Origin of the sequence: Nostoc parmelioides FACHB-3921, from assembly GCF_014696625.1 — a bacterium.
Lineage (GTDB): Bacteria > Cyanobacteriota > Cyanobacteriia > Cyanobacteriales > Nostocaceae > Trichormus > Trichormus parmelioides.
Map to the genome: position 1 here is coordinate 74644 of NZ_JACJQL010000020.1, position 19788 is coordinate 94431.

Annotated in this window: 15 protein-coding genes; 14 read left to right on the forward strand and 1 reads right to left on the reverse strand. The window is 42.0% G+C overall.

Annotated features, from left to right (window positions below; translation table 11 throughout):
• Positions 1-60: 60 nt before the first annotated feature.
• From H6G14_RS15255 to H6G14_RS15315, 13 genes are all read left to right on the forward strand, one after another.
• Positions 61-1242, forward strand: coding sequence for a 3-dehydroquinate synthase (locus H6G14_RS15255; RefSeq protein ID WP_190568205.1), 1182 nt, complete (start codon positions 61-63; stop codon positions 1240-1242).
• A gap of 91 nt (positions 1243-1333) precedes the next feature.
• The gene (gene eboE, locus H6G14_RS15260; RefSeq protein WP_190568206.1) at positions 1334-2578 is read left to right on the forward strand and encodes a metabolite traffic protein EboE; all 1245 of its coding nucleotides are present in this window, start codon (positions 1334-1336) and stop codon (positions 2576-2578) included.
• Between the two features lie 81 nt (positions 2579-2659).
• Positions 2660-4057: an alkaline phosphatase family protein gene (locus H6G14_RS15265; RefSeq protein ID WP_190568207.1), complete on the forward strand. Its 1398-nt coding sequence runs from the start codon at positions 2660-2662 to the stop codon at positions 4055-4057.
• 401 nt (positions 4058-4458) lie between these two features.
• Positions 4459-6687, forward strand: a complete 2229-nt coding sequence (locus H6G14_RS15270) for an anthranilate synthase (RefSeq protein ID WP_190568208.1) — start codon at positions 4459-4461, stop codon at positions 6685-6687.
• The gene (gene trpC / locus H6G14_RS15275; protein ID WP_190568209.1) at positions 6680-7501 is read left to right on the forward strand and encodes an indole-3-glycerol phosphate synthase TrpC; all 822 of its coding nucleotides are present in this window, start codon (positions 6680-6682) and stop codon (positions 7499-7501) included. The genes H6G14_RS15270 and trpC overlap by 8 nt, the downstream gene beginning before the upstream one ends.
• Before the next feature lie 137 nt (positions 7502-7638).
• Positions 7639-8454: a tryptophan synthase subunit alpha gene (trpA, locus tag H6G14_RS15280; protein ID WP_190568210.1), complete on the forward strand. Its 816-nt coding sequence runs from the start codon at positions 7639-7641 to the stop codon at positions 8452-8454.
• Between the two features lie 116 nt (positions 8455-8570).
• Positions 8571-9800, forward strand: a complete 1230-nt coding sequence (gene trpB, locus H6G14_RS15285; RefSeq protein WP_190568211.1) for a tryptophan synthase subunit beta — start codon at positions 8571-8573, stop codon at positions 9798-9800.
• 108 nt (positions 9801-9908) lie between these two features.
• Positions 9909-11003: an anthranilate phosphoribosyltransferase gene (trpD, locus tag H6G14_RS15290; RefSeq protein WP_190568212.1), complete on the forward strand. Its 1095-nt coding sequence runs from the start codon at positions 9909-9911 to the stop codon at positions 11001-11003.
• Positions 11004-11017: 14 nt separating this feature from the next.
• Positions 11018-12082: a 3-deoxy-7-phosphoheptulonate synthase gene (gene aroF, locus H6G14_RS15295; RefSeq protein ID WP_190568213.1), complete on the forward strand. Its 1065-nt coding sequence runs from the start codon at positions 11018-11020 to the stop codon at positions 12080-12082.
• A 623-nt stretch (positions 12083-12705) separates the two neighbouring features.
• Positions 12706-13410 (forward strand): hypothetical protein, encoded by a 705-nt coding sequence (locus H6G14_RS15300; RefSeq protein WP_190568214.1) that lies wholly within the window; start codon positions 12706-12708, stop codon positions 13408-13410.
• Positions 13411-13663: 253 nt separating this feature from the next.
• The gene (locus tag H6G14_RS15305; RefSeq protein WP_190568215.1) at positions 13664-14824 is read left to right on the forward strand and encodes an autotransporter outer membrane beta-barrel domain-containing protein; all 1161 of its coding nucleotides are present in this window, start codon (positions 13664-13666) and stop codon (positions 14822-14824) included.
• Positions 14825-15054: 230 nt separating this feature from the next.
• Positions 15055-15231: a hypothetical protein gene (locus H6G14_RS15310; protein ID WP_190568216.1), complete on the forward strand. Its 177-nt coding sequence runs from the start codon at positions 15055-15057 to the stop codon at positions 15229-15231.
• Positions 15232-15738: 507 nt separating this feature from the next.
• Positions 15739-17292, forward strand: coding sequence for a cytochrome P450 (locus H6G14_RS15315; RefSeq protein WP_190568217.1), 1554 nt, complete (start codon positions 15739-15741; stop codon positions 17290-17292).
• 229 nt (positions 17293-17521) lie between these two features.
• Here the strand turns inward: H6G14_RS15315 and H6G14_RS15320 are convergent, their stop codons facing one another.
• Complete coding sequence (locus tag H6G14_RS15320; protein WP_190568218.1) at positions 17522-18265, reverse strand: hypothetical protein; 744 nt, start codon at positions 18263-18265, stop codon at positions 17522-17524.
• Positions 18266-18655: 390 nt separating this feature from the next.
• Here H6G14_RS15320 and mnmA point away from each other — a divergent pair, with 390 nt between their 5' ends.
• Positions 18656-19714, forward strand: coding sequence for a tRNA 2-thiouridine(34) synthase MnmA (gene mnmA, locus H6G14_RS15325; RefSeq protein WP_190568219.1), 1059 nt, complete (start codon positions 18656-18658; stop codon positions 19712-19714).
• The last annotated feature ends 74 nt before the right edge of the window (positions 19715-19788 follow it).

Here is a 19788-nt window from a genome sequence, read left to right on the forward strand (position 1 = left end):
GGGGCGCTGAGGTTTAATGAGGGTTTTTAGGTTGGATGGGATTATATAAGGGGTGAAAATATGATACTTGATATTAGACAAAAAACTAAGTTTAATTTGCAATCTATTAGTCAAAGTTTTGTGGTGAGTTTTAACTATGAAATTTATTTTACTGATAGTTTGTTTAGTTTGAAGAATCCTACTTTAGCACAGGTAATTGCCGCCGATGGCGAAAAGAAACCAAAGAAAATAGTAGCGGTGGTAGATGCGGGATTATTGGAGTTCTGGCCAGATTTACTCCAGCAAATTACGAATTATACAAACTTTTACGCTGAGGTATTAACCCTGGCTGTTGAACCGATGCTTATTCCTGGTGGAGAAGCAGCGAAAAATGACCCCGATTTGTTAGCGCAAATTCATCAATTGGTGGAAGCGGCTGGGATATGTCGTCACTCTTACTTGTTGGGAATTGGTGGTGGTGCTGTGTTGGATTTAATCGGATATGCAGCCGCTACAGCGCACCGGGGAGTGAGACTGATTCGGATTCCCACGACTGTGTTAGCGCAGAACGATTCCGGTATCGGGGTGAAAAACGGTATCAACGCCTTTGGGAAGAAGAACTTTCTGGGTACATTCGCCCCACCTTACGCCGTAATTAATGATTCTGCATTCTTGAGTACATTATGCGATCGCGATTGGCGTTCTGGTATCGCGGAAGCCATAAAAGTTGCATTAATTAAAGATGCTAGTTTCTTTGATTTTATCTATGAACACGCTACAGCATTAGCTCTGAGGGACATGGACACTATGCAACAACTAATCTATCGTTGCGCCCAACTACACTTACAGCATATTGCCAAAGCTGGCGACCCTTTTGAAAAAGGTTCATCTCGTCCCTTAGATTTTGGACATTGGGCGGCGCATAAACTAGAACAACTGACAAACTATAGTCTAAGACATGGTGAAGCGGTAGCTATTGGTATCGCTTTAGATAGCACCTATTCTTATCTCCTGGGATGGCTTTCTCATTCCGAATGGCAACAAATATTAAATACATTAACAGGTTTAGGTTTTCAACTGTATATACCAGAATTAGCTGAGACATCATCTCTATTCCAAGGTTTAAAGGAATTTCGAGAACACTTAGGTGGGGAATTAACCTTGACTTTGTTGCAAGACATCGGGAAAGGAGTTGAAGTCCATGAAGCAGATTTGCCTTTGTATAAGCAAGCAATTTCTCTTGTATATGAGTTTGGGAAATAGTTGTAGACATCGGTAAAAGTGAGTCAAATACCTGAACGTCTTTCCCTTACACCCTGACACCCCTAAACCCCTACACCCATCGTCAACAAAGATGAAAATAGGAACTGATAATAAATTCCATTTAACCTACTGTACTAATATTCACCCTGGTGAAGAGTGGGAAAAGGTCTTTGCTAACCTCAAGGAGTATATTCCACCTTTGAAAGCCAGATTAGCGCCTGATAAATCTTTTGGGATTGGCTTGCGTTTAGCAGAGGTAGCAGCTAGGGAATTACTGCAAGGGAATACCTTGACTGAGTTTAAGTCATGGTTGAGCGCACAAGATTTATATGTATTTACCTTAAATGGCTTTCCTTATGGACAATTCCATTGGCAAGTAGTCAAAGACCAAGTTTATGCTCCAGATTGGTCACAGCCGGAACGCTTGGACTACACGTTGCAACTAACGCAAATTCTAGCAGAGTTATTACCATCTGGTATGGAAGGTAGTATTTCCACACTGCCGTTATCTTATAAACCTTGGTTTAAAGGGAATCAACTGGCTCAAGCGTCTGTCATGCTGAGTGCGAGTCAGCAGATAGCAGAGGTGGTAGAACAGATGGTACGCATCCGGCTGGAACAAGGAAAAATCCTGCACTTGGATTTAGAGCCGGAACCTGATGGATTGTTGGAAAATGCTACTGAAGTAGTTGATTACTTCCAAATGTATTTATTACCTGTTGCTGGCAATTATTTAACCAAACATTTGGGCATCACACAAGAGGCGGCGGAGAATTACATATTAGACCATGTGCGTGTGTGTTACGACACCTGCCATTTTGCGGTGGAGTATGAAGACCCCATTTCTGTGTTGCTACAATTTAAAGCTGCGGGAATTAAAATTGGTAAGATTCAAATTAGTGCAGCTTTGCAGGTAAACATCCCCACAGAAATAGAAAAGCGTCGTCTGCTGATAGAGAGATTAAATCCTTTTGCTGAGTCTACATATTTACATCAAGTCATTGGACGCACAAGCCACGACAGACTAATTCACTATCAAGACTTAGAAACTGCTTTACCAAACCTAGAAAACACCACAGATGAAGAGTGGCGAATACACTTTCACGTCCCCATTTTCATCCATGACTATCAACTATTGCAGTCAACTCAACATGACATTGTGAATGTATTAGATTTGCTGCAAACTCATCACTTCTGCAACCATCTCGAAATAGAAACCTACACTTGGGAAGTCCTACCCGATGAAATGAAACTAGATTTACCCGCCTCAATCCAACGTGAATATGATTGGGTAATGAACAAATTATTACTCAAACAACTAGTGGCTTTCCCTTAGCGTTACTTCGCGCCTTCCAGCCTGCGGCAAGCCGCAAAAGCGTCTACAGCGTTACTTTGCGTTTCAGATTTAGAAATTTCCATGCAAAAAACCGTCCTTCTCAACGTCGTAGGATTAACACCCGACCTCATAGGTGAACATACACCCTTTCTTTCACGCTGGCAATCTACAGGAAAAACCGTCACAATTGAACCTGTATTACCTGCTGTTACTTGTACAGCACAAGCAACCTACCTCACAGGTAAAGCACCTGATGAGCATGGAATTGTCGCCAACGGTTGGTATTTTCGTGATGAGTGTGAAGTTAAATTTTGGCGACAGTCTAACAAATTAATTCAAGCGCCAAAAGTATGGGAAACAGCCAAGGCCATAGACCCCGACTTTACCTGTGCCAATTTATTTTGGTGGTATAATATGTACTCCTCGGTGGATTATTCGGTGACTCCACGGCCGATGTATCCGGCTGATGGCAGAAAATTACCGGATATATATACTCAACCAGAAAACCTGCGATCGCGTCTACAAATTGACTTAGGTCAGTTTCCTCTGTTCAATTTCTGGGGGCCGAATACCTCAATTCGTTCCACACAATGGATTGCAGACTCAGCAAAATTTCTTGATGGACGTTGCGACCCCACGTTGACACTAGTTTATCTACCCCATCTCGACTACTGTTTACAAAAATATGGGACTGATATCACCAAAATAGCCAAGGATTTACAGGAAATTGACGCAATTTGTAGCGATTTAATTCAATTCTATGAAAATCGTGGCGCTCAAGTCATTGTTTTATCTGAATATGGGATTACCTCCGTCTCCCAACCCATCCATATCAACCGTGTCTTACGAGAAAATGGCTTACTCACAATCAGGGAAGAATTGGGACGGGAACTGCTAGATGCCGGCGCTAGTAAAGCTTTTGCTGTAGCCGACCATCAACTAGCTCATGTGTATGTCAATGATCCCTATTATATTCCCCAGGTGCGATCGCTCCTCGAAAACACAGATGGGATTGCCTATGTTTTAGATGAGACGCAAAAATCTCACTATCATCTCAACCATTCTCGCGCCGGAGAGTTAATCGTAGTATCTCAACCAGATGCTTGGTTTACTTATTATTACTGGCTTGATGACCGTCGCGCTCCCGATTTTGCCAGAACTGTAGATATTCACCGCAAGCCAGGATATGACCCTGTAGAATTGTTCCTCGACCCCAAAATCAAATTACCGCAAGTTAAAATCGCTGCCAAGCTTCTAAAGAAAAAACTCGGTTTCCGTTACTTGATGGATGTGATTCCTTTAGATGCTTCCCTTGTCAAAGGTTCTCATGGTTGTCTTCCTCCTTCTCCATCCCAGGGGCCGTTATTGATTACTCAACAATCTCACTTGTTGAATAGTCAGGCGATTGCTGCTACTGATGTTTACGAGTTAATCCTCAAACATCTAATGGTAAATAGTAATATAGCGATTCCTATATAAAGAATTTATCTCACGCAGAGACGCAGAGACGATGAGGAGTTAGAGATTAGAAATTAGTGTTCTCTTCATGAATATATCTTGCTTTGGTTAGATGCAGAAGAGGAATAATAAGTTATTCAGTGAATATGCTAATGAAATTGTATAAAAGCTAATAAATTGCCACTCCAATCTAAAGATATTTCATTTAAATAATGCTTGATATTTAATAGGCTAGAGCAAGAAATCATAAAGTATTTCCGCATTGCTGAATCATAAAATCTCAAACTCTTTATTCTCTCTGCGCCTTTGCGCCTACCGCAAGCGGAACGCCAAGGGCGAATGCGTGAGGCAAAAATAATCCCATCAGCAACGCCTTAATTCCATAAACTGGAAAAATAATTAATATTCTAGAGAGATGATTTATGATTGCCGATTCCCACAGCTACACAACTAATGGTAACGTGCGTGTCTCTCGCTCCATAACACCAGTGAAAATGGAGACGGCTTTAGAAGAAATTCTTTTCTACTTAAACTCGCAGCGTGGCGGCTTGCTTAATAGTAGTTATGAATATCCAGGGAGATATAAAAGATGGGCGATTGGATTTGTTAACCCACCTGTGGAATTATCCACAAGAGGAAATATTTTCACGTTGACAGCGTTAAACGAACGTGGATATATACTCTTACCAGTCATATTTGAGCGTTTATCAAAATCAGCACAACTTCAGGAAGTTACTCAAAATAATCATCAAATTACGGGTTTAGTTAAATCTACACAAGAATTCTTTGCTGAGGAAGAACGCAGTAAACAACCTTCTACATTTACCGTCATTCGAGAAATTCTCCATATATTCTCTAGTCAAGAAGACGAACATTTAGGTTTATATGGTGCATTTGGTTATGACTTAGTGTTCCAGTTTGAGCAAATTAACCAGCGATTAGAACGTCCCGAAAACCAACGAGATTTAGTTCTATATTTACCCGATGAACTGATAATTGTAGACTACTATCAACAACAAGCGTTTCGGATAGAATACGACTTTATCACGGCACATGGTAGCACTTATAATTTGCCTCGTACTGGTGAATCTATTGATTATCTAGGTCAGCATTTAACCCCTACTCAAAATGCTGACCATAAAATAGGTGAATATGCCAAACTAGTAGAATTCGCCCTCGATTATTTCCGGCGGGGTGATTTATTTGAAGTAGTTCCCAGTCAAAACTTTTTCACAGCTTGTGAAGCACCACCAAGTATACTATTTGAAACCTTAAAACAGATAAATCCTAGTCCTTACGGTTTTATTTTCAATCTTGGTGGCGAATACATTATTGGTGCATCACCAGAGATGTTTGTGCGGGTGGAAGGTAGGCGTATTGAAACCTGTCCTATTAGTGGAACTATTAGCCGGGGACATGATGCTATAGACGACGCTGTGCAGATTCGTCAGTTACTCAACTCCCACAAAGACGAGGCGGAGTTGACTATGTGTACTGATGTAGACCGCAATGATAAGTCTCGCATCTGTGAACCCGGTTCAGTTAAGGTGATTGGTCGTCGGCAAATTGAATTATATAGCCACTTAATTCATACGGTAGACCATGTAGAAGGTATTCTCCGACCAGAGTTTGATGCTTTAGATGCCTTCCTCAGTCATACTTGGGCTGTCACAGTTACAGGCGCACCCAAAAAGGCAGCAATTCAATTCATCGAACAGAACGAACGTAGCGTCAGACGTTGGTATGGTGGCGCGGTTGGGTATTTGAATTTCAACGGAAATTTAAATACAGGGTTAATTTTGCGGACAATCAGATTGCAAGATGCGATCGCCGAAGTGCGAGTTGGTGCTACTCTACTATATGACTCCATACCGCAAGCAGAAGAGCAAGAAACCATCACCAAAGCGGCGGCTGCGTTTGAAACTATTCGACGCGCTAAACAAACAGACCCGAAAATTGAAGAGTCTAGTATTAAAAAACTCAGTAAATATGTACCCGATGGACAATCAGGGAAACGCATCTTACTCATTGACCATGAAGACTCATTTGTTCACACCCTAGCTAACTACATCCGTTCCACAGGTGCAACTGTCACCACACTCCGTTATGGCTTCTCCGAGTCCCTATTCGACACAGAACGCCCAGACTTAGTAGTGTTATCTCCCGGCCCTGGTAGACCAAGTGAATTTAAAGTACAGGAAACCGTCGCCGCCTGTGTCCGTCGTCAAATACCTCTGTTTGGTGTGTGTTTGGGATTGCAAGGTATTGTGGAAGCTTTCGGTGGAGAGTTGGGAGTATTGAATTATCCCCAGCATGGCAAATCCTCACGCATTTTCGTCACAGCAACGGATTCTGTGATGTTCCAAGGCTTACCCGAATCTTTTACAGTTGGTAGATATCATTCATTGTTTGCACTACCGCAACGTTTACCAAAAGAACTGAAGGTGACAGCGATTTCTGATGATGAGGTGATTATGGCGATTGAACATCAGACATTACCCATAGCCGCCGTCCAGTTTCATCCAGAATCAATCATGACTTTAGCTGGAGAAGTTGGTTTAGCGATTATTAAAAATGTCGTGGGAAAATATACGCACAGTCAACAGTTAACAGTCATCAGTCAACCGTCAACAGTTTCTCTCTATGACTAATCAAATTCCCCCTCCGCGCCATATTTTGGAAGAGATTGTACTGCATAAGCAGCAAGAAATTTTACAATTGCAGCAAGAACAGCCTTTATCTGCTTTGCAACAGCAGTTAACTAGTGCGCCGCCTGTGCGAGATTTCTTGAAGGCTTTGCAAGAAAATTCTCACCAGCCTAGCTTAATTGCCGAGGTAAAAAAAGCTTCACCCAGTAAGGGGATGATTCGGGTGGATTTTGATCCAGGAGCGATCGCACAATCATACCAAAAAGGTGGTGCAGCTTGTCTATCTATCCTCACTGATGAAAAGTTCTTTCAAGGTGGTTTTGATAACCTGCGTTTGGTACGTCAGCAAGTCTCGTTACCCCTATTATGCAAAGAGTTTATCATTGACCCTTACCAAATATATCTCGCACGAACTGCGGGTGCAGATGCAGTCTTGTTGATTGCAGCTATCCTTGCAGATGAAGAACTCCAGCAATTTTTACAACTGATTCATGAGTTGGGGATGACTGCACTAGTGGAAGTCCATACTTTGAGTGAGTTGGATAGAGTTTTAAAGCTAAAAGATTTACGATTGTTGGGAATTAACAACCGCAACCTGGAAGATTTTACAGTTGATTTAAAGGTAACGCAGCAACTTTTAAGCCAGCGACAGCAAGAGATACAAAGCTTAGATATCACCGTTGTCAGCGAGTCGGGGATTTATACGCCTGCTGATTTATCCTTTGTCGCTGAAGTTGGGGCGCGTGCGGTGTTGGTGGGGGAGTCTTTGGTTAAGCAAACTGATGTTGAAGTGGCGACGAGTGCTTTGTTGAAGTAGAGATTTTTAAACGCAGAGGGACGCGAAGGACGGCGCGGAGGTACGCAGAGTGTTTTAAAGAGTCATTAGTCATTAGTCAACAGTCATCAGTCAACAGTCATCAGTCAACAGTTATTCTTCTTTCCACCCCTACCTAAATGCCTACCATTTCTGACCATTTCCAACTTTTACGCCAACGTCAACAGTGTGCTTTGATTCCTTTCATCACTGCGGGCGACCCTGATTTAGCAACTACTGCCGAGGCTTTACGTATCTTAGATCGACATGGTGCTGATTTTATTGAATTGGGTGTTCCCTATTCTGACCCTTTGGCGGATGGGCCTGTGATTCAAGCAGCCGCAACTCGCGCTTTGCAACGAGGAACAAAATTAGAGCAAGTATTAGAGATGCTGGAAACTGTCAGCCCTAGTTTACAAGCACCGATAATTTTATTTACTTACTACAACCCAATTTTGCATCGCGGGATTAAGTTGTTTTTAGAAACAATCGCGGCGGCTGGGGTGCGAGGTTTAGTAGTACCAGATTTACCCTTAGAAGAAGCAGACGAATTAATTAAAACTGCTGCTAATTTTGGCATTGAGCTAATTTTGCTGGTTGCCCCTACTAGTTCTCAGGATAGGATTGAAGCGATCGCACGTCAATCACAAGGATTCATTTACCTAGTCAGCGTCACAGGCGTTACAGGTATTCGCGCACAAATCCAAGACCGCGTACAACACTTAATCACCGACTTACGCCACGTCACAGACAAACCCATCGGCGTAGGCTTTGGCATCTCCGCACCAGAACAAGCCCATCAAGTCAAAGAATGGGGCGCAGATGCTGTCATCGTCGGTAGCGCCTTCGTCAAACGCCTAGCAGAAGGTAGCTCAACCCAAGGACTACAAGCCATAGAACAACTCTGCCAAGAACTCAAAACAGCCATCACCACCCAATCCCTACAACCAGTCTAGACAAGATATAAGTACTTCTTACTCATCACCCTTTGCGCCTTTGCGCCTACCCTACGGGAACGGCTCCGCCGAATGCGCGAAACAAACACCCCCCAATTCCACAACACAAAAAAATAATGGTCAGCACCCCCGAAATCAAAAACCAACTTGCACGCCCAGACTCACTAGGCAGATTCGGTAAATTCGGCGGCAAATACGTCCCCGAAACCCTAATGCCAGCCCTAAGCGAATTAGAAACCGCTTATCAAAAATACCGCGACGATGCCAGCTATCAAACCGAGTTACAAAACTTACTCCGCGATTATGTAGGCAGACCAAGCCCCTTATACTTTGCCGAACGCCTGACAGAACACTACGCCAAACCCGATGGCACAGGAGCGCAAATTTACTTAAAGCGAGAAGACTTAAATCATACAGGCGCACACAAGATTAATAACGCCTTGGCTCAAGTCTTACTCGCCAAACGCATGGGTAAACAACGCATTATTGCGGAAACTGGCGCAGGACAACACGGTGTAGCAACTGCAACAGTCTGTGCGCGCTTTGGCTTAGACTGTGTGATTTACATGGGCATCCACGACATGGAACGACAAGCCCTAAATGTCTTCCGTATGAGGTTGATGGGGGCAGAAGTTCGCCCAGTGGAAGCTGGTACTGGAACCCTCAAAGATGCCACCTCAGAAGCCATTCGAGATTGGGTAACAAATGTAGAAACGACCCATTACATCCTTGGTTCCGTGGCTGGCCCCCATCCCTACCCGATGATTGTCCGCGACTTCCACGCCATTATCGGTCAAGAAACCCGCCGCCAGTGTCAAGAGAAATGGGGAGGACTCCCAGATATTCTTTTAGCTTGTGTGGGTGGTGGTTCCAATGCCATTGGCTTGTTCCACGAGTTTATTGATGAGGCTTCCATCCGTCTGATTGGTGTGGAAGCCGCAGGCGAAGGTGTAGACACAGATAAACACGCCGCCACCCTCACACTAGGCAGAGTTGGAGTTCTCCACGGTGCCATGAGCTACCTGCTACAAGATGATGATGGTCAAGTTATCGAAGCTCACTCAATTAGTGCTGGACTAGACTATCCAGGTGTTGGGCCTGAGCATAGCTATTTAAAGGATTTGAGACGCGCTGAATATTACAGTGTGACTGATAAACAAGCTTTAGATGGATTTCAACAACTTTCCAGACTAGAAGGAATTATACCCGCATTAGAAACATCTCATGCGATCGCCTATTTAGCAACCCTCTGTCCCCAACTAAATGGTAGTCCTCGCATTGTCATCAACTGTTCTGGTAGAGGTGACAAAGATGTGCAAACCGTGGCAAAAGTCCTGAATTATTGACTAGGGGTGTAAGGGTGTAGGGGAAAAAATCAGCCCTCATACAACCCAAGAAACCCAAACTAAATCCCAATTCCTTAATTACGAATTACGAATTACGAATTAGTAAATATGGTAGCTGTAACTCAAACCTCACTTGATAACATCTCAGTTACTCCTGATTCATCTGACTGGTCTGCTATCCTACAACAATTGCTCAAACGGCAATCCTTAACAGTTGCCCAAGCAACAGATTTAATGCACGGCTGGCTAACAGATACCATTCCCCCCGTCCTCTCAGGAGCCATCCTAGCCGCAATCCAAGCTAAAGGCGTATCCTCTGAAGAATTAGTTGGTATGGCTAGCGTCTTACAATCTCAATCTTCTTACCCAACACCCAACGCCCAACACCCCACTCCCCTAATTGACACCTGCGGAACTGGCGGTGATGGTGCTTCCACTTTCAATATCTCCACAGCCGTAGCTTTTGTGTCCGCCGCCGCCGGGGTGAAGGTTGCCAAACATGGGAATCGTTCTGCCTCTAGCAAGACTGGTTCTGCTGATGTGTTGGAAGCTTTGGGAATTAATCTCAATGCCAATCCAGATAAGGTACAAGCCGCAGTAAGTGAGGTGGGGATTACTTTCTTATTCGCCCCTGGTTGGCATCCAGCACTGAAGACAGTGGCGGCTTTACGCAAAACCTTGAAGGTGCGGACTATTTTTAACTTATTGGGGCCTCTAGTCAATCCCCTGCGTCCGACTGGACAAATTATTGGTGTGAATGACCCTTTATTAATCGAAGAGGTCGCCCAAGCATTATCTCATTTGGGATGTCGAAAAGCGATCGCTCTCCACGGACGAGAAAGGTTAGACGAGGCTGGACTAGCAGATGTGACTGATTTAGCCATACTCCAAGATGGAAAAGTTGGTTGTTTCGTACTCAATCCCCAAGAATTGGGGTTAAATCATGCCCCAACTGAAGCATTATGCGGTGGCGATGTCGCAGAAAATGCCGAAATTTTAAAAGCTGTTCTGCAAGGTAAAGGGACTCAAGCACAGCAAGATGTAGTTGCTTTAAATACAGCCTTAGCATTGCAAGTTGGTGAGGCTATCAGCACAACGGATTTTATAGAAGCTTCTGTCACAGGTATTGCTATCGCCAGGGAAGTGCTGCAAAGTGGCGCTGCTTGGAGAAAACTAGAACAACTTGCTGAATTTTTGCGCTAAATAAGGAAATCAAAATGATTGTCATACTCAAAAATGGTACTCCTGCTGAAGAAATTACTCGCATTAGTGAAGGTTTGAGTGAAGTTTGGGAAGTCAAAGTAGAAAAAAGTGTCGGCAAACATAAGGTTATTCTGGGAATCATTGGTGACACTGCTACCATCGACACATTGCAAATTCAAGAGTTCAGCCCTTGGATTCAACAAGTCATGCGAGTGCAGAAACCTTTCAAGCGGGTAAGTCGAGAATTCCGCTATGGAGAAGCCAGTGAGGTGATTGTTAATACACCAAACGAGCGTGTCTATTTCGGTGAACATCATCCCATAGTCGTGGTAGCTGGGCCTTGTTCTGTGGAGAATGAGGAGATGATCGTAGAGACAGCCAAGCGTGTGAAGGCAGCCGGAGCAAAGTTTTTACGCGGTGGAGCTTATAAACCCCGGACTTCTCCCTATGCTTTCCAAGGACATGGCGAAAGTGCTTTAGGTTTGTTGGCGGCGGCGCGTGATGCGACAGGCTTAGGTATTATCACTGAAGTGATGGATACTGCTGACTTAGCAGCCGTGGCGAGAGTGTCCGATGTGATTCAAGTAGGGGCGCGGAATATGCAGAACTTCGCCCTGTTGAAGAAAGTCGGCGCTCAAGATAAACCAGTGCTGCTCAAGCGGGGGATGGCTGCAACTATTGATGAGTGGTTGATGGCTGCTGAATATATCTTAGCATCGGGAAACCCTAACGTGATTTTGTGTGAGCGGGGGATTAGGACGTTTGATAGTAAATATGCGCGGAATACCTTGGATTTATCTGTGATTCCCGTATTGCGATCGCTCACCCATTTACCAATTATGATAGACCCTAGTCATGGTACTGGTAAATCTGAGTATGTACCATCAATGGCTTTTGCTGCGATCGCTGCCGGTACAGATGCTTTAATGATAGAAGTACATCCCAATCCAGCTAGAGCATTATCTGACGGGCCTCAATCTTTAACCCCTGAAAGATTTGACTGTTTAGCTCAGGAAATGTCAGTAATTGGCAAAGTTGTTGGACGTTGGCCTCAACAGGTTTTGGTTAATGCTATTTAGTTAATGGTTTAAATTAGTACTTTCAAGATTTCTGAAAATCCCAAAGTCATCATTTTTGTGCTTCTGCAATCAATGAATTAATTTTGGTCACAGACACACAAATAAGTAGGTCGGTGTAAATAATTATTGTTGGAATAAGGCAGGGGGCAGGGAGCAGGGAGCAGGGGGAGAAAGCGTTTGAGCCTTATTTACTTTTCTTTACATAGTTTGGTTTTATTGCATCGACTTACTTAAAACAACTCATTCTTATTAAAGAAATGGCGCATGACACAAATTAAACAATCATGCGTCAACTTCTTTTTAAAACCATTATTAACGGCTTTAAATTACTAAAAATAGTATATTTATAAACTCGTAAAACAAAGTATTTATCATTGTAAATTTTATAAGAGATCATTATCATTTGTAATGACATGAGAGTCTAACAAGCTTGATTGATTTAGTAGGAATTATTGATTGTCAAGCAACTGAATATAGCAATCAAAATTCAATATATCTAATTATCAATATCAAGCTTTTCCAAGAGAAAACAGAGAGTAAGTTTGTAATTTGGTTGAATTTTTTTCTCTTGAATTTCCAGTGCCAACGAAATTTTCATCACAACTCTAGGAGGATGTTTTTTAATGACTGACTCAAATAGTAGTAATACCTCTACTAACAATCTCGGTAGTTTACTTCGGCAATCACCTTTTGGTGTTTTGCTTGACATTGATGGTGTGACCGAGGAAACACTTATCCAGGCTTTTGGCAGAGCTGTAGGTAGTAATGGTAATAATCCCTTTGGTAATGGTGGCACACCAACTGGTGGTAGCGGAGGTAATCCCTTTACTAACTTTGGTAATCCAAATGCTCCTGCTAGTCCCTTAACTGGCGGTGTCAACCCCTGGGCTGCTATCAGTCAGAGTGGTAATAGTGATCCCCTAACTGGCGGTAGCAATCCCTTTGCAGGTGGTGAAAATCCTTTTGCAGGTGGTGAAAATCCCTTTGCAGGTGGTAGCAATCCTTTTGCAGGTGGTAGCAATCCTTTTGCAGGCGGTAGCAATCCCTTTGCAGGTGGTGAAAATCCTTTTGCAGGTGGTGAAAATCCTTTTGCAGGTGGTGAAAATCCTTTTGCAGGTGGTGAAAATCCCTTTGCAGGTGGTGAAAATCCTTTTGCAGGTGGTGAAAATCCCTTTGCAGGTGGTAGCAATCCTTTTGCAGGCGGTAGCAATCCCTTTGCAGGTGGTGAAAATCCTTTTGCAGGCGGTAGCAATCCTTTTGCAGGTGGTGAAAATCCTTTTGCAGGTGGTAGCAATCCCTTTGCAGGCGGTAGCAATCCCTTTGCTTAGTATTTAGCCGTATTAACTATTAGATTTATCCGAATAAGTAAGTCTGTGCAATAAGACAAAACTATGTGAAGAAAAGTCAATAAGGCTCAAACTATTTCTCCGACTGCTCCCTGCCTTATGCCAACAATAATTATTTGCGCTGACCTACTTAACTTAATTTTATAGATGAACATAGAATAGTAACTACTAATTATCCTTGTTCATCTGTATTTTTTCATAAATATTTAAATTCAGAAACAGGAGATTATTTCTGATGGAAGAGTCTGTTTTTAACTCAGATAACAGTGGTGTCAACAGCTTTATCACTGATAACTTATACCAGCAATTGTTTATAACCAATAATAGATCATTGCCCTTCGATAACCTATACCCATTCGTAGCAAATAATTTATCACCTGATACCAACAATCTTCCAGGTAATAATATTAATCCTTTTGCTGGAAATGCTGGCATTCATCTCCAGCAATTAATTTTTAATCGTCTGCAATTAGTTCTAGGTAATAATGCTAATAATCCATTTGTAGGGGGAGGCAATCCTTTTGTAATTGGTGCTTTACCTATTGGCAATGGCAACAGGGATTTTGGTAATAACAACGCGATTATTGGTAATTTTAATTCAAATTATGGCAGTAACAATGCAATAATCGGTAACGGTAACTGGAATTTTAACACTGATAACACAACTATTGGTAATGGTAACTGGTATTTTGGTAGTAGAAACACAACCATTGGTAATGGTAACTGGTATTGGGACTATGGAACTAACAACGCCACTTTAGGTAATGGTAATTGGCAATTTGGTAGTAATAATTTAACCATTGGTAATGGTAATTGGTACTTAGATAATGGTAATAATAATACAACTTTAGGTAATGGTAATTGGTACTTTGGGAATGATGGTACAACTATTGGTAATGGTAATTGGGATTTTGGCCAGAATAATACAATTATTGGTAACGGTAACTGGATTTTTACTAATAACAATACAGTTATAGGTAATGGCAACAGATTAATAGATGGTAATTATATCAATACAAACTCTAATCATAGCAATGACTTAGATTTTTTCGCCCAAGCTATGAGAACTAGAATTAATAATATAATTAGCTCTCTTACGGGAAGAATTGGTCAAGATTTTATTGGATTAACAGAAAATCTAAGTATAGAAGAAGCCCAAACATTTAACCGACTTATTCTGGCAAGAGATCATGGGATTAATAACAATAGTTTATCGAGTGATATTGAAGAATTTGTAAATTTACTTAGTAGTGTTCCTTTCAATCATTCACCTTATCAGCCTGCACCAAATTCTCAGACGATTCCGGAACCTACCTCTTCAGTATCACTAATAGTAGTTTGTATGGTGTGTTTGCTGTTGTCGAAGTTGAAAAAGAGATCAGAAATTAGAAATTAGTTGCTATAAGATTTTTAAATACTTGAAAACCTGGAGGTCGCATCTGGTTGATTAAGGTCAGCACACAGATAAGCTATAACTTTGCCTAACTCGTTGACATCAGTATTATTTTTTACTAAAGTGAGAGCGATCAGCTACGCTGGGCGGTTACGCCATCGCATGGATAATTTCCCATTGTGTATCTGTTAAAAATTCTGGGCTAGTTGCAGTTATAGACATTCTTAATACATATGGAACAATACATTATAGAAGCGATCGGTCTAGGTAGACCACAACTGCAACTAGAACTAGTCTTAAGTCCTGAATTAGAAACATTACTAAAAGTTACAATCTACGATTTTGCTGATTTGCTCTCAAAAAACGAACCAGAAAAAATATCGAAATCTGCGTTAATAATTGGTCATTAGTCAGTTGACGGGGTGAGTAGAAATTATTTCCTACCTTGTCTAGTAGTCCACCAAGACAATTTTGCTGGGTAATACCAATTTGAAAAAAGAATGCGACAGATATAAAGCCCCAAACGCTTGTTCTGCCTTGATTCTTGATTTTGAATTTTGAATTTTGAATTTTGAATTGGTATAAGCTCCTCTAATTGATAAACTAGTCAAAAAAGGGGTTGAGCATGGCAAAAAAGTATATTGTAGATTTAAGCGAAGAGGAAGTTTTACAACTGCTGTGCTGTGACTTGTACAGACATCAAAAATGGGAGGGCGATCGCAACAAAAAGTTGTAATACTACCAATACTATTGGTAGTGTAAAGATGTTCTGACTAAGTAAACTTCACGAAATATAGCTGTTGGTTGTTGAATGTTGATAGATTTGAAAACCTTTGATTATCAGTGTTTTACCTTAGAGTAAAAGAATACGGTAGTATCTGGGTGATTTGAAGTTTTTCCTGGACAAAGGTGGATTCATGTTCCAATACGTTACTGCTCAGATTAATAATTCTTCCTCTATTCCCTATTTAGTGACAGTCTTAAGCGTTACTACCATAACGGGAACATTTGCTTGGCGTTGGTGGAAACAAAAGAAAAAATACAAATCCCTACAATCACTCCCCTCTCCTCCTAAACACTGGCTGTTAGGAAATCTTCCGCAAGTTTTAGCAGCAGTGAAACAAAAAAAATTATTCCAATTATTTTTTGATTGGAGCCAGCAGCTAGGCCCGATGTATGTTGTCTGGAATGGTAGTTATCCAGTTGTCATTTTAAGTAAACCAAAAGTTATCGAAGATACCATCATCAATGGAATGAGAGATGGTAGCTTAATCAGATCCACACGATTGCGCCAAGCTTGGAACGATATCAGTGGCCCCATTCTTATAGGAGAAACAGGAAATGAGTGGCAATGGCGACGCAAAGTTTGGAACCCAGAATTCAGTTCTAGCAGTCTCGCCAAATATCTTAAAATTATTAACCAAGCCTGTGAACAAGTAATTGACACACTCAAGGAAACTGCACCACCAAAAGAAGTTGAGGTAGATCCCCTGTTTGTAGAACTAACAATGAGGGTGATTTCCTCGCTTGTACTAGGTATCCCTGTGGATAGAACGATTACTACTAATGAAGGGCCTCCCCTGGAAGTTCTCAAGGTGTACGAAGCAATGTGTGTTGTAGGCTATCGATTTCTACGACAAGCTACAGGTGAGAAGATATGGATGAAATATTTGCCCACCAAGAATTCACAAGATTATTGGGCATCAAGACGATATTTAGAGGAATTTTTAACTCCCCGTGTAGACTTAGCTTTACAGATGAGAGAACAAAGTACTGATTTTCCGCAAGTCAGTCCTTTGTTTCGGGAATCAATGTTAGTTAGAATTGCAGCTAAAGAACCAAAATATAATCGCCAAACATTAATAGCAGAATCTGTTGAATTCCTCATAGCTGGTACCGACACAACAGCTCACACTCTATCTTTTGCAGTAGGAGAGTTGAGCTTAAATCAAAGGGTTTTTCAGAAAGCACGGGAGATAGTTGACCAAGCTTGGCAAAGTCAAGACAATATTAATATAGACAGCTTTAAGGAATTGGCTTATATCAGCGCAATTCTCAAGGAGACGTTGCGCCTTTATTCAGTCGCCTCAGGCTCGACCTCCTTGGAGGCTCAACGCGACACGGTAATTGAGGGTAAAGTGATTCCTAGTGGTACAAGAATATCTTGGTCAATGCTTGCTGCTGGAAGAGATCCAGAAATCTATGCTCATCCTGAGGAATTTCTGCCCGAACGTTGGTTAGACAAGAGTAAAGAAACTAGTTCGCTGCCCATGATAGACTTTGGCTCAGGGCCTCATCGTTGCTTGGGAGAGCATCTATCAATGCTGGAAGGGACTATGATGCTAGCATTATTGCTCCGTCACTTCGACTGGGAGTTAGTCAACGGCCGTTCTTCTCTGGAACAGTTACAGCAAAACCTGTTAATTTATCCGTCCGATAAAATGCCAGTACGCTTTCGGTTGAGAAATTGAGTTAGGGACTTCCAGATAAAAAAATATCCAAAATTGTAGAATGCGTCAGTATGAATATTTTCTGAGTACAGTTAGGTTCTATGGCACTGACGCACCCTACCAAACCATCCATTTCGGATAATTTATTTTTTGTTGTTCCCTTAGTTGTGCTGAAGATAAGGGGCTTGAGACATAATTATAGTTTTAGTTTTGCCTACTTGTACTAGCCCCTAGTCTTGATTTCCTGGGATTACTTTCCGTAGTAAACCCTAGCATTACCAAATCCCATATTTCGCAGATAATTGTTCCATTGTTCTGCTTCCGTCCGTTGAACAAAAGGCCCGACTGCTACGTGTGGCCCTAGAGGTTGCCTTCTTTCTCTGACAAAACTATTTCGTCCCACAGCTAACCTAATGCGATTGGCAATTGAAGGAACCTCTTCTGGTTTTGCGGGGATAGTCACATAATACCTAGACCGTTCACTTCCATAATTTCCCCCGCCAGGAGAGTTGGGTATCCCCTGTCCATCGCCACTACCAGCAATTCTGGCACCATAAATACCAGATGACTCTAATTCTCTAACTCGTTGTTGGGCGTTTGATTCTCTATTGAAAACTCCCGACTGAATTACAGAACGACCATTGTACTGGCGGATGTAAGCGCTGGGTTCAATGCGCCGTACTCTTTGTAGAGTGTCGTAACTATTATTGTCAACATATACAAAATAACGTTGAAAGTTTTGTCCAGATTGATACTGTACTGGTTGATAGGGCTGATAATCCTGTTGATATTGGTTAAATTCCACTTCCTGTTCCTGGGTCGGGACATTAGGCGGTGGTGGTAAACTTTCAAAGACTCCCGATTGAGTTAGCAAAACTCTATCATTGTTTTTGATTTGTCCTGGCGCTGGACTAGGAACTAGTGTTAACCAACTGCCTAATAACAATGGCATTATCGGCAATGTAATATATTTACTCGTTATCTGAATAGACATGGTAGAAACAAAATTTATGGACTATTGCCTTGAGACACTAAATTAGTAGAACTTTATACTGCTAGCTTAAAGGGACTATGCTCAGGTGGCAACGGATACATAAAAAAATATGCAGTTGCTGTGAGTGATGCCAGAAATTTTCAACAAATTTAGTCAGGGTTTACGCGGTCATCAACTCCCTTAATTTTCAACGTGCCGAAAATTATATACTATGGGGAACGGAAGCGCTTTACTAATAAGGCTTTTAAGGGATATATGCTACAATTGAGCAGTTAAAAATTTATCAACCTACGATTAATTTAGTAGATAAAAACAGCCGAAATTATTACATAGCGTAGATTTTTAAATTTCAAATTCCGCAAAGCGCTATCTTGTGCAAAATTTAGAACTATGAAAAAAGTTGTCGTCGGTCTTTCTGGTGGCGTTGACAGTTCCACAGCCGCCGCTATCCTCCATAATCAGGGCTATGAAGTAATTGGTTTAACCCTTTGGCTGATGAAAGGCAAAGGTCAGTGTTGCTCTGAAGGGATGATCGACGCGGCTTATATTTGTGAACAGTTAGGTATTCCCCATGAAGTGGTGGATATGCGGGATGTGTTTCAAACTCATATTGTCGATTATCTAGTGAGTGGTTATGGCGCTGGGATTACGCCATTGCCTTGCTCTCAGTGCAACAAAACGGTTAAGTTCGGGCCAATGGTGCAGTATGCCAGTGAAAAATTGGGATGCGATCGCATCGCTACGGGTCATTATGCCCGTATTCACTACGACGAAGCAAGTGGACGTTACCAACTATTAAGGGCTGTTGACCGCAACAAAGACCAATCTTATTTCCTGTATGATTTGTCTCAAGATTTACTTGCAGCCTCACTATTTCCTTTAGGAGAAATGGAAAAAGCTGATACCCGTCGCATCGCCACCGAATATGGACTAAAAACCGCCGATAAGCCAGAAAGCCAAGACCTCTGTCTAGTTGAAAGTAACGGTTCTATGCGAGCTTTTCTGGATAAGTATATCGCACCCAAAAAAGGCGATATTGTGGATACCGCAGGCAAAATTTTAGGACAACATGATGGTGTCCATCATTACACAATTGGTCAACGCAAAGGCTTAGGGATTGCCGCAGCTGAACCACTGTATGTGGTGGAATTGGATGCAATTAATAATAAAGTAGTAGTAGGCGATCGCACTAAAGCTACTCAAGAAGAATGTACTGTTAGCCGAGTCAATTGGGTTTCCATCGCTGAACCATCTACCCCAATTCGTGCAGCCGTACAAATCCGCTATCGTTCTGCGCCTGAACCAGTGACAGTCATTCCTCTGGAGAATTCCCGCGTCCGCTTGGCATTTGATGAACCCCAGTTCAGCATTACCCCTGGACAAGCGGCGGTGTGGTATGATGGTGACCAGGTTTTAGGTGGTGGCATTATTGAACAATTTAGTAAATAAAAAAATCCACCATCAGGAGATGAATCAATTCAAAATTTACAATTCATAGTTAAATACAGCCACCCCTTATCGGT